The following is a 10,852-nucleotide window of genomic DNA, read 5'->3' as shown; positions in this document are numbered from 1 at the left end:
TTATTAAGTTTCTCACTGATTCCAAGCTGGGCTGAAAAGCCGCAGTTAATGGCTTTGGAAAACTATGAAGACCAAGCGATTGAAGGCTGGTTGGTGAGTGAGAAGTTAGATGGGATAAGAGCCTACTGGGATGGTCGAAACTTAATCAGTCGAGGTGGTCATTATTTAACTCCTCCGGCTTGGTTTACACAAGACTTTCCATCTTTTGCGTTAGATGGAGAGCTTTGGATTGGACGCGAACAGTTTGAGGATACCTTATCGGTTGTGATGACCCAAACACCCCATGATGGTTGGAAAAAAGTCGGTTATCACATTTTTGATGTGCCTAATGCCAGCGGTGGATTAATGGCACGACTTGAGGTATTAAACGAGTTTTTAATAAAGCATCCAGTGGCACATTTACAGGTTATTCCACAGCATAAAGTTGTTTCAGTTGAAGCGTTGCAGGCACGTTTAGAAAAGCTATTAAATCAGGGTGCCGAAGGTTTAGTCGTTCGAGATCCTAATGTGGATTATCAAATCGGTCGCAGTCAACAGGCGCTAAAAGTAAAACCAAAATATGACGCCGAATGTGCAGTAACGGGTTATACCGAAGGCCGGGGAAAATATATTGGACAAGTCGGTGCGTTAATTTGTGTAAATGCACAAAACCAATCCTTAAAACTGGGCAGTGGCCTAACGGATAAATTGCGTGCCAACCCACCCAAAATTGGCAGTCAAGTCACCTATCAATATTCAGGCTATACTCAAAAAGGTTGGCCAAAACATGCGGTTTATTACCGTCAGAGAAGCGCTGAATAATCCACTCAGCTTTAGGTCTTTAATGCCTATATCATGTTAAAATAACTTAATTATTTAATAATCAATACAAGGTCCCAAACAGTTTGTTTGGCCTGTGTTCGGCAGTTAAGGAAAAAGTATGTGTGGAATCGTTGGTGGCGTTGCTGAGCGTAATGTAGTCCCTATTTTGGTTGAAGGCCTAAAACGCTTAGAGTATCGCGGATATGACTCATCCGGTGTCGCGGTATTAGATGATCAAGGCCAAATTCGTCGTCAACGTGCCCTGGGGAAAATTAAATCCTTGGAAGCCAGAATTGATGAAGCTGAACACAAACTTGCCGGCCACATTGGTATTGCCCATACTCGTTGGGCCACACATGGCGTTCCTTCGGAAAATAACGCCCATCCGCATATTTGTAATAATCAGGTAGCCGTAGTACACAACGGCATTATCGAAAATTACCAGAAACTTAAGCAGAAACAGTTGGAGCTAGGGTATCGATTTACATCGGAAACCGATACCGAAGTGGTGGCGCATTGCGTTGCAGAACAACTCAAACATCAACCGAATTTATTAAAGGCGGTACAAACGGCGATTCAAAAGTTTGAAGGTGCCTACGCTTTGGGTGTGATGTCGATTACTGAACCTAACCGTTTAATTGCGGCACGTAAAGGCAGTCCTTTAGTGATAGGTGTGGGCATCGGCGAATACTTTATCGCCTCTGACGTCTCGGCATTGTTGCCTGTTACCCAAAACGTGATCTTTTTAGAAGAAGGTGATGTCGCCGACATTACACGTGACTCATTGCAAATCTATAATCAAGCTGGCGAACCTGTTGAGCGAGAAATCCGCGTATCGAATTTAAGTTCGGCCGCAGTTGAGCTGGGTGAACATCGCCATTACATGCACAAAGAAATTTTTGAGCAACCACAATCTATTATCGATACCTTAGAAGGCCGAATCACACAAGACCACGTGCTGGTTAATGCATTTGGTAATCAGGCTGAAGCCTTGTTTAAAGATATTCAGCAAGTTCAAATTATTGCTTGTGGTACCAGCTATCATGCAGGACTGGTGGCGAAATATTGGTTTGAAGATATTATCCAGTTGGCATGTCAGGTCGAAGTGGCGAGCGAATACCGTTACCGTAATCCGGTAATTCAAGACAAAACTTTATTTGTCACCATTTCTCAGTCGGGTGAAACCGCCGATACTTTGGCGGCTTTGCAGCAAGTGAAAGCCTATGCTAAAAAACATGCTTTAAGTATTCCGACTCTAACCATTTGTAACGCGCCTGAGTCTTCAATGACTCGTGAATCCGATTTAGTCTTTTTAACCCATGCTGGCCCTGAAATTGGTGTCGCCAGCACTAAAGCGTTTACAACACAGTTAGTTTCATTGGCGTTGTTATTAACCGCTGTGGGTAAAGTTAAAGGTTCGATGGATGAGGAGCGTGAAACGGTCATTGTGCATGGTTTGCAAAAACTACCAGGCCTGGTGCAAACCGCTCTCAGCCATGAAAATATCATTATGCAAATTGCGAATGGCTTTGCAGATAAACAAAATGCGCTGTTTTTAGGTCGGGGTACCATGTATCCGATCGCATTAGAGGGCGCGTTAAAACTTAAAGAAATCAGTTATATTCATGCCGAAGCTTATCCGGCAGGTGAATTAAAACACGGGCCTTTGGCGTTAATTGATGAGTCCATTCCGGTGATTGCGATTGCGCCGCATGATGACTTGTTGGAAAAACTCAAATCCAACTTACAAGAAGTGAATGCGCGTGGCGGTCAAATGATTGTGTTTGAAGATGAAAAATCTGATACCAGTTCTGATGGCACCTTCACCGTGGTTAAAACCACGACCAATGTCGGGCGTATTACCGCGCCGATTACGTTTAATATCGCATTACAACTGTTGGCTTACCATGTCGCTTTAATTAAAGGTACCGATGTGGATCAACCGCGTAACTTAGCCAAATCGGTAACGGTAGAATAAAAAACTAAGTCTTAAATAAACAAACTTTGTTGGTCGGGGCTGCTGGCGAAATAGGTCGCGGCTCCAGCGTAATCAATGCCATCAATAAAGTCACTTTGACGCCAGCCCATCAGTTCAATACTCATCTCACAAGCGGTCATTTTGACCCCCATTTCTAAACACAAATCACGTAACTCTTCAAAAGACACTTGGCCTTGTTGTTTAAGTTGTTTTTTAAACGCCCAGGTTGCAAAGCTCGTCATACCTGGTAAACCCCATACCAAATCAGGTAAAGCTTGACGAAAATCCAGTTGTCTCATCCCCGTTGGCCCAAACGGTAGATGAATTGGCATACCCGGGTTACCAACTGGGGATACTTTTAAGCTTTTGGTATCTTTTAATAAGCATCTAAGACCGTAAAAAGTAAAAAATAAATGCACATCTTTATCCATCACACGAGCGGTACTGGCGAGGATCATCGCCGGATAAGCCCAATCTAGCGAGCCTTTGGTTTGAATTAGACTGAGTTGACCAGAGTTTTCAGTGGGTTGCATGTTATTCCTTTGCCCATTGCAGTTATACGAGGATATTAACCCAGATTGACTGTTCGAAGCTAGATTCAATCTTTGATCGAGTCATAAGAGCGATTGCATTTCAGCAAATTCTAATCTAGAATAATCAACCGTTATAGCCAACTGAACCTAACGGTTAAAAAAAGCCCAAATTATGAAAGAATTAATCGATCCATTCCAGCGCAAGATTGAATACCTTCGAGTATCCGTGACCGACAAATGCAACTATCGCTGCGGTTATTGTATGCCTGAACAAGGCGTACACCCAGAAGGTAACCATACTGAGTATTTATCGTTTGATGAACTGACGCGGATTATCAAAGCGTTTAGTGAGCTGGGTGTTAAAAAAGTGCGATTGACGGGAGGTGAACCTTTAGTCCGTAAAGGTTTGGCTGAGTTTGCGGCGGGTTTAAAAGCCTTGCCAGGGATTGAAGATATCGCCTTATCCAGCAATGCTCATCATTTAGACAAGCACGCCGAAGCCTTGGCTGAAAGCATTAATCGCGTGAATGTGTCGATTGATTCATTAAACCCCAACAAGTTTGAACATATTACGCGTGGCGGTAATTTAGAAAAAGTCATGGCCGGTATCGATGCCGCTCTAGCGCAGGGTATGAAACCCGTTAAGTTAAATATGGTGGTGATGAAAGGCACCAACGATGACGAAATTGAGGCGATGGTCGACTTTGGCATTCAAAAAGGCGTAGAAGTACGTTTTATCGAAACCATGCCAATTGGCCCAGCTGGTGTCAGCATGATGGATCAACACTATGCCGCTGAAAAGATTTTGAAGCGGGTACGTGAGCATGTTGGCACCGATCTGATTCCGTCCAGCGGTCGTTCACACGATGGTCCAGCGCGTAATTATTTAATTGCTGGTACGGATGCCAAGATTGGGGTGATTTCGGCAGTTTCACAGCATTTTTGTGAAACCTGCAACCGCGTGCGTTTAACTGCGCGAGGCTTTTTAGCCTTATGTTTAGGGCAAGAAGATGGTGTGGATTTGCGATCGCCACTACGTGCGGGCGTGACTGATGAAGAATTACGTCAAATTATTATTGATGCGATTGCACAAAAACCAGAACGTCATTTTTTCAATGAAAATGTACACAATATCGAATTTAGACAAATGGTGTCGTTGGGTGGTTAAGGAAGGAACGAACATGGTTAACATTTTATATTTCGCAAGCTTTCGTGAAGTGTTTGGTCAAGCGCAAGAACAAATTCCAGCGCAGTTCGCTAATGTGGGTGAGCTGATTCATAATTTGGCCGAACGTGGTGAGCATTGGCGTGAAATTTTATTAGAAAACGCACAAGTTCAAATCGCGGTTAACCATGATATCGCAAATCGCGAAACTCCCATTAAAGCCGGTGATGAAGTTGCGTTTTTCCCGCCGGTAACCGGGGGCTAGGACATGAATAACCCGTTTGTGCGCGTGCAAATTGAAGACTTTGATTTATCCACCGAGGTGAATTGGTTGCGTGAAAACCATACAGACGTGGGGGCGGTAGTCGCGTTTGTGGGGACGGTGCGTGATATCAATGAAGGCGATGATGTGCAGCAGCTTGAGCTTGAACACTACCCGGGCATGACCGAAAAGGCGCTCGAAAATATTCGTCAAGAAGCCCATAAACGTTGGCATTTAGAGTCTAGTTTGATTATTCATCGCATCGGAAAAATGCAACCTAAAGATCAAATTGTATTGGTCGCCGTGGCCAGTCGGCATCGTGAAAATGCATTTGAAGCCAGTCACTATATTATGGATTATCTTAAAACCAATGCGCCTTTCTGGAAAAAAGAATGGACACCCGAAGGTGAACGCTGGGTAGACGCACGTTTAAGTGATGAACAGGCCATGAAACGCTGGCTGGCTTAATTATTTAAAATTTATTGAATCTGTCATTTCCCCGTTTAGCGGGGATTTTTTTGTGAGAAAGCTGATGAAAACCGTAGATGAAGCCATCGCCTATTTAGTGGCACAAGCCCAAACAAAAGCGGAGATTGAAACTCGACCTTTAAGCCAGGCATTAGGTTGTGTACTGGCGCAATCGGTGATCTCGCCCGTAAATGTCCCGCCGCATGACAATTCGATGATGGATGGCTATGCGGTGCGAGCTCAAGACATACAACCAGGCCTGGTGCTGCCAATTAGCCAACGCATTCCGGCGGGCAGTAACCCCGAACCTTTAGCGCCCGGCAGTGTCGCACGTATCTTTACCGGTGCGCCGATTCCGGCTGGTGCGGATGCGGTGGTGATGCAAGAGCAAGCCCAAACCTTAGAGGACGGAGTGACGTTTGAGGGCACGGTAACGCTGGGGCAAAACATTCGACAATGTGGTGAAGACATCGCTCAAGATGCGAGTATTTTAGAACCTGGTCAAATGTTACGCCCGCAGGATTTAGCGTTGATTGCGTCGGTAGGACAAGCACAGGTTGCGGTTTATAAACCTTTAAAATTAGTCACCTTTACCACCGGTGATGAACTGCTCGAGCCAGGCACAGCACCTCAGCCAGGCAAGATTTATAATTCCAACTATACCAACTTAATGGCGTTAGTGAGTCAGCTAGGCTTTGAATGGATTGATCTCGGACAGGTGGCAGACAATTTGGATGCGACTAAGACAGCACTCGCAAAAGCAGCTGAACTGGGCGATGTGATTATTACCACCGGCGGGGTTTCGGTGGGCGAAGAAGATCATCTAAAACCGGCGGTGGAAAGTTTAGGTAAGCTTGATATGTGGCAGGTCAAAATGAAGCCCGGTAAACCTTTGGCCTATGGCGAGGTATTGGGTAAGCCATTCCTTGGTTTACCGGGTAATCCGGTCTCGGCTTTCACAACCTTTAACTTATTTGCACGGCCTTTTTTATTACGCCTTCAAGGCAAGACACAAATAGAGCCGCAGTCGGTTTGGGTGCAAGCGGATTTTGACTGGTTAAAACCCGGTTTTCGGCGTGAATTTGTACGTGCGCGCCTACATAATCAAGCCTCACGCACACGGGCGCAAATATACCCACAGCAAGGCTCTGGTGTGTTGACTTCAACCGTTTGGGCAACAGGTCTGGTGGTGATTCCAGAAGACACCGTCATCCAAAAAGGTGATTGGGTCGAATATATTTCATTTAACGAGTTTTAGTTCACCTCAGAAGCACCAAGGTATGGTGGCTTTTACGAGCTTTCTTACCCTCTCCCCAGCCCTCTCACTGAGGGAGAGGGGGTAGATCCTCGTGTGTCTGTGATTTGAAAAAATAAAAGGAAAAGAACATGGCGGAATTGACGCATTTAGATGAAAAAGGCCAAGCACGCATGGTGGATGTGAGTGACAAGCAACATACCGAACGTGAAGCACGGGCCATGGCGGTGATTCGCATGTTACCGGAAACCTTAAACATGATTGCCGAAGGCAAACATAAAAAAGGCGATGTACTAGCGACCGCCCGTATTGCCGGCATTATGGCGGCGAAACGTACGCCGGATTTAATTCCGATGTGTCATCCGCTGATGCTGACTTCGGTTAAGGTCGAATTAACACCGAACTATGAAAACTCAAGTGTTGAGATCCTTGCTATTTGTAAATTAGTGGGTCAAACCGGCGTCGAGATGGAAGCTTTAACGGCTGCCAGTGTCGCGGCTTTGACGCTTTATGATATGTGTAAAGCGGTGGATAAAGGTATGGTGATCGATCAACTACAATTATTAGAAAAGAAAGGTGGCAAAAGCGGTCATTGGACACGTGAAGAGTAAATTACCAGGCCTGGTACCATCACCAGGCCTGGTTTTAAGTCTGATTAAAGCTTGCCGGGTTTACCGGTATGACAACTTGAAAGCCCAAATGGGGCGTAAACAGGGCAGAAACGAAACGCTCCTGTTAAGAGTGGAATCACGCCAATATAGCCCCATAAACCAATGGTTTGGGTGGCCGCTAAAAGAATTAAAATTAAGCCTACGGCAATTCGAAGCATGCGGTCGATGCCGCCAACGTTACATTTCATGTTACTTCTCCTTAAATGGGTGAACACGCGACAAAAGGTGCGTGTTCATTACTTTACGCCCACTGCTTCTGATATTGCAACTATTTAACTTCGATTGTACCGATCATGCCATCATCAAAGTGGCCAGGCTGTAAGCACCCAAAATAATAGGTGCCTGGTTTATCAAAGTGCCATACAACCCCGCCTCTTTGACGTGGTTTAAGACTGATCATATTTGGATCGTTGTGCGCCATATTGGGGTCTTGCTTCATCATTTGTGCATGCGTGTGCAATTCTTGTTGGTTACCAATCACAAATTCATGTTTATTTTGCCCCATATTGCGCACAAAAAAGCGTACGGTTTCACCGGCTTTTACTTCAACTCGATTTGGCATGAATTTATTCTGATCGTGCATATCAATTTGAATAGTTTGTTTCACATCCTGAGGGCGGCCTTCTCGCCCTACTTTAGTGCCATGGCTCATACCTGGAGTATGGCCTGAATGATTTTCATGCCCCATGCTATGGTTGTCATGTGATGGCTCACCATGATTTTCATGTCCGTTGTTGTGGCTGTGGCCAGATCCACCGTGATTTGCATGGTTTTGTGCCATAGATAAACCTGGAATAGTCGCGAGGCTTAAGCCGATTAAAAAATGTCGACGTGTAATGTTCATGTTAATGCTCCTAATAAAGCTAAATAAATACTGAGGGCTGAACCACTCAGCAGGTTAATACCAAAAACTTAAACCCAGCATATAATTGGTTTCACTGGTGGCGTGACCGACTTGATTAGCCAAATCTTTGGTTTCGCCAAATAGACCTTTCCACTCGACCCCAACATAGGGTGCAAATTCAGGTTTAATGTGATATTTCAAACGCAGTCCGGCTTTAAGCTCGGCTAAGCCCGCGCCTTCACCAAATTCGGTATCTTTGCTACTGAATAACTTGGCTTTTAGCTTAGGTTCAAGTTCAAGATCCTGCGTAAACATCATTTCGTATTTGAATTCAAGGTCGGCCGCGATGCGCCCGTCTTCATCGACAAAGGCTTTCGCGCTGGTATCAATCATATAGGGTGCTAAGCCTTGTACTCCAAGCCCTAGCCACTGGCGTTCATGGTCACCGCTATCGAAGCGAACCCCAAGTAGGCTATCCCAATAGGCACCAATTGCATGTGCCCAATAGAGTTCAGAATGAGCTTCAAATTCGCCATTTTCTATTTCACCTTCACTTTGGAATTGGAGCTTATTAAAATCCTTGCCAATCCACGCCTTAAGTTCATAGGCGGTGTAGTCGGTATCATCGGTATAAACCTGCTCAAGTTGGTCGACCATCAAGGCTTTATAAACATGTTGATCCATTAAGTGTAAGCGCTGGAGATCGTCATCGTTGTAACGTAAATCGCCACTGTAATCGAGTGGATCGCGCGCATCAGCCGGAGCCGATCCGCCTTGCATTGAGCCATGATCATGCACCATGGGTTCGGCTTCTTGCTGTGACCAGGCCTGGTGGTTTGTGAAAACCCCTATACTGAGTAAGGCACTGTAAATAAGTGTTTTTTTAAACATGCTGGTGTCCTTTTGTTTCATAACTTTGTTTTCAATCGGCGGGTCATTTGAGGTCTCCTATCAAGAGACCACCACCTCTCTAAACATGCCGGTATCCATGTGATACATAATGTGGCAATGCCAGACCCAACGACCCAGCGCATCGGCTGTCACTAAAAAGGACACGCGTTGAGCCGGTTGTACGCTGATGGTGTGCTTGCGCACTAAAAACTCTCCGTCAGGCGACTCAAGTTCACTCCACATGCCGTGTAAATGCATCGGGTGAGTCATCATGGTGTCGTTATGTAAAATCACGCGAATGCGCTCACCAAACTGAAAAGGAATAGGTTCAGATTTACCATATTCGACCCCATCTATAGACCAAACATAGCGATGCATGTTGCCGGTTAAGTGCAACTCAATTTCGCGCTCGGGTTGACGTGGATCTAGAGGGCCGCCGAGTGTGCGTAAGTCGGCATAGGTTAAGACGCGACGACCGTTATTGCGCAAGCCAATCCCCGGATCATCCAAGTTGGTTTTGGGTGTATCGACGCGCATGTCTACACTGGCACCGTATTCATGTTTTGAATGGCGAACTTGCTGGCTGGGTTTAGCTAGTGGGTTGTCGGCCATAGTGTGACCGGCATGGGCATCATGTGCTCCATGTGCGCTCTGATCCGCTTGAGTATCAGCCGCCATTTCATGAGCACTATGATCCATCGTATCGCCGCCCATATCATGACCGGCGTGGCCACCATGATTCATCGCGCCCATCATGTCTTGGGTTTCTAGCCATTGCACCGGATCCATTTCAGGCACATCCGCCGACATCCCCATTTGAGTGGCTAAGGTGCCGCGTGCGAATCCACTGCGGTCAATCGACTGGGCAAATAGGGTATAAGCCTCTTTTTCAGGTGTGACTAATACATCATAGGTTTCGCCTGGACCAAAGCGGAACTCATCCACTTCAACTGGCTCTACATTTTGGCCGTCCGCTTGTACTACGGTCATTTTTAAGCCCGGAATCCGCACATCAAAAAAGCTCGCGGCCGCGCTATTGATATAACGTAAACGTACGGTTTCACCCGCTTTAAATAAGCCCGTCCAGTTGGCTTTTTGTGGGGTGCCATTGGTTAAATATTGATAGGTATAACCAGATATGTCGGCTAAATCGGTGGGTGACATACGCATTTGATTCCACATATCACGTTTTTGCATTGCACCACCAAATCCGAGCTCTTTTACATCGCGGAAAAAATCAAATACGGTGGGTTGATTGCGGTTGTAGTAATGACCTTTGATTTTGAGTTTTTCAATAATGCGATGTGGGTTTTCATCGGTCCAGTCAGATAACATAATGACGTGTTCTCGGTCATATTCGATGGGTTCAGGGATCGCTGGCTCAACAATCATTGCGCCATACATACCTTGTTGTTCTTGCATGCCGGAGTGGGAGTGATACCAATAGGTACCCGACTGCTCTAGCGTAAATTCATAGGTGAAGGTTTCGCCGGGTTTAATGCCTGGAAAACTTACGCCGGGTACCCCGTCCATGTTGAAAGGCAAAATAATGCCGTGCCAGTGAATAGAGGTGTCTTGTTTTAAACGGTTGGTAACACGAATCGTGACCGTATCGCCTTCCTTGAAACGTAAAGTCGGAGCGGGTAAAGAACCATTAATGGTGACCGCCATGCGATCTTTGCCACTCATATTCACCAAGGTTTCATCCACTACTAAATCGATCTCAGTGCCTGACAAAGTAGATGCATTGCCCAATTGGGTGATTTTAGGATCCGCCCAAGCACTTGTCATCCAAGGTGATAAACCAAGCGCCGCCGACCCAGCCATAGCGTTTCTCAATAAATGGCGTCGTGAAATTTGTGTATCCATCGTTAAACCTCTTCTGTTTAATTTCAAAACCAGCATAAAACATAAGAGCTGTCGATTTACTGACCGCCCGATTACAAATTTGTCATTTATGCCCTTTATGGGGTGTTAGGTAGTT

General features: G+C 45.6%; 12 protein-coding genes. 7 read left to right on the top strand and 5 right to left on the bottom strand.

Annotated features, from left to right (window positions below; all coding sequences use genetic code 11):
* Positions 1–801: DNA ligase (locus tag VIM91_RS00060; protein WP_331862802.1), on the top strand; the 801-nt coding region annotated here is incomplete at its 5' end.
* Between the two features lie 118 nt (positions 802–919).
* On the top strand, positions 920–2,779 hold the full coding sequence (gene glmS / locus VIM91_RS00055) for a glutamine--fructose-6-phosphate transaminase (isomerizing) (protein WP_331862801.1): 1,860 nt from the start codon (positions 920–922) through the stop codon (positions 2,777–2,779).
* Positions 2,780–2,790: 11 nt separating this feature from the next.
* Here the strand turns inward: glmS and VIM91_RS00050 are convergent, their stop codons facing one another.
* Positions 2,791–3,312, bottom strand: a complete 522-nt coding sequence (locus VIM91_RS00050) for a DsrE/DsrF/DrsH-like family protein (protein ID WP_331862800.1) — start codon at positions 3,310–3,312, stop codon at positions 2,791–2,793.
* A 172-nt stretch (positions 3,313–3,484) separates the two neighbouring features.
* Between VIM91_RS00050 and moaA the strand changes: the two genes are divergently transcribed.
* The 5 genes from moaA (at position 3,485) to moaC (ending at position 7,073) form a co-directional block, all read left to right on the top strand.
* Positions 3,485–4,480: a GTP 3',8-cyclase MoaA gene (gene moaA / locus VIM91_RS00045; RefSeq protein WP_331862799.1), complete on the top strand. Its 996-nt coding sequence runs from the start codon at positions 3,485–3,487 to the stop codon at positions 4,478–4,480.
* A gap of 13 nt (positions 4,481–4,493) precedes the next feature.
* Positions 4,494–4,742 (top strand): molybdopterin converting factor subunit 1, encoded by a 249-nt coding sequence (gene moaD, locus VIM91_RS00040; protein WP_331862798.1) that lies wholly within the window; start codon positions 4,494–4,496, stop codon positions 4,740–4,742.
* Positions 4,743–4,745: 3 nt separating this feature from the next.
* A complete protein-coding gene (moaE, locus tag VIM91_RS00035) occupies positions 4,746–5,207 on the top strand; it encodes a molybdopterin synthase catalytic subunit MoaE (RefSeq protein ID WP_331862797.1) in 462 nt (153 codons plus the stop codon).
* Between the two features lie 52 nt (positions 5,208–5,259).
* Positions 5,260–6,465 (top strand): gephyrin-like molybdotransferase Glp, encoded by a 1,206-nt coding sequence (gene glp, locus VIM91_RS00030; RefSeq protein ID WP_331862796.1) that lies wholly within the window; start codon positions 5,260–5,262, stop codon positions 6,463–6,465.
* 128 nt (positions 6,466–6,593) lie between these two features.
* Entirely contained in the window at positions 6,594–7,073 is a 480-nt protein-coding gene (gene moaC / locus VIM91_RS00025) for a cyclic pyranopterin monophosphate synthase MoaC (RefSeq protein ID WP_331862795.1), read from the top strand.
* A 44-nt stretch (positions 7,074–7,117) separates the two neighbouring features.
* Here moaC and VIM91_RS00020 read toward each other — a convergent pair whose 3' ends face one another.
* The 4 genes from VIM91_RS00020 to VIM91_RS00005 all read right to left on the bottom strand — a co-directional run bounded on the left by VIM91_RS00020 (position 7,118) and on the right by VIM91_RS00005 (position 10,737).
* Complete coding sequence (locus tag VIM91_RS00020; protein WP_331862794.1) at positions 7,118–7,321, bottom strand: DUF2892 domain-containing protein; 204 nt, start codon at positions 7,319–7,321, stop codon at positions 7,118–7,120.
* Positions 7,322–7,401: 80 nt separating this feature from the next.
* Positions 7,402–7,977 (bottom strand): cupredoxin family protein, encoded by a 576-nt coding sequence (locus VIM91_RS00015; protein WP_331862793.1) that lies wholly within the window; start codon positions 7,975–7,977, stop codon positions 7,402–7,404.
* Positions 7,978–8,031: 54 nt separating this feature from the next.
* Complete coding sequence (locus VIM91_RS00010) at positions 8,032–8,868, bottom strand: copper resistance protein B (protein WP_331862792.1); 837 nt, start codon at positions 8,866–8,868, stop codon at positions 8,032–8,034.
* A 60-nt stretch (positions 8,869–8,928) separates the two neighbouring features.
* Positions 8,929–10,737: a copper resistance system multicopper oxidase gene (locus tag VIM91_RS00005; RefSeq protein ID WP_331862791.1), complete on the bottom strand. Its 1,809-nt coding sequence runs from the start codon at positions 10,735–10,737 to the stop codon at positions 8,929–8,931.
* Between the last annotated feature and the right edge of the window lie 115 nt (positions 10,738–10,852).

Origin of the sequence: Thiomicrospira sp. (assembly GCF_036568485.1) — a bacterium.
In the GTDB taxonomy this organism is placed as follows: Bacteria; Pseudomonadota; Gammaproteobacteria; order Thiomicrospirales; family Thiomicrospiraceae; genus Thiomicrospira.
This window is presented reverse-complemented; position numbering and strand designations above follow the sequence as displayed.

Excerpts from the sequence above, each read along its gene's own strand:
- glmS (WP_331862801.1), top strand. The coding sequence starts at position 920 with ATGTGTGGAATCGTTGGTGGCGTTGCTGAGCGTAATGTAGTCCCTATT.
- VIM91_RS00050 (WP_331862800.1), bottom strand. The coding sequence starts at position 3,312 with ATGCAACCCACTGAAAACTCTGGTCAACTCAGTCTAATTCAAACCAAA.
- moaA (WP_331862799.1), top strand. The coding sequence starts at position 3,485 with ATGAAAGAATTAATCGATCCATTCCAGCGCAAGATTGAATACCTTCGA.
- moaD (WP_331862798.1), top strand. The coding sequence starts at position 4,494 with ATGGTTAACATTTTATATTTCGCAAGCTTTCGTGAAGTGTTTGGTCAA.
- moaE (WP_331862797.1), top strand. The coding sequence starts at position 4,746 with ATGAATAACCCGTTTGTGCGCGTGCAAATTGAAGACTTTGATTTATCC.
- moaC (WP_331862795.1), top strand. The coding sequence starts at position 6,594 with ATGGCGGAATTGACGCATTTAGATGAAAAAGGCCAAGCACGCATGGTG.
- VIM91_RS00020 (WP_331862794.1), bottom strand. The coding sequence starts at position 7,321 with ATGAAATGTAACGTTGGCGGCATCGACCGCATGCTTCGAATTGCCGTA.
- VIM91_RS00015 (WP_331862793.1), bottom strand. The coding sequence starts at position 7,977 with ATGAACATTACACGTCGACATTTTTTAATCGGCTTAAGCCTCGCGACT.
- VIM91_RS00010 (WP_331862792.1), bottom strand. The coding sequence starts at position 8,868 with ATGTTTAAAAAAACACTTATTTACAGTGCCTTACTCAGTATAGGGGTT.
- VIM91_RS00005 (WP_331862791.1), bottom strand. The coding sequence starts at position 10,737 with ATGGATACACAAATTTCACGACGCCATTTATTGAGAAACGCTATGGCT.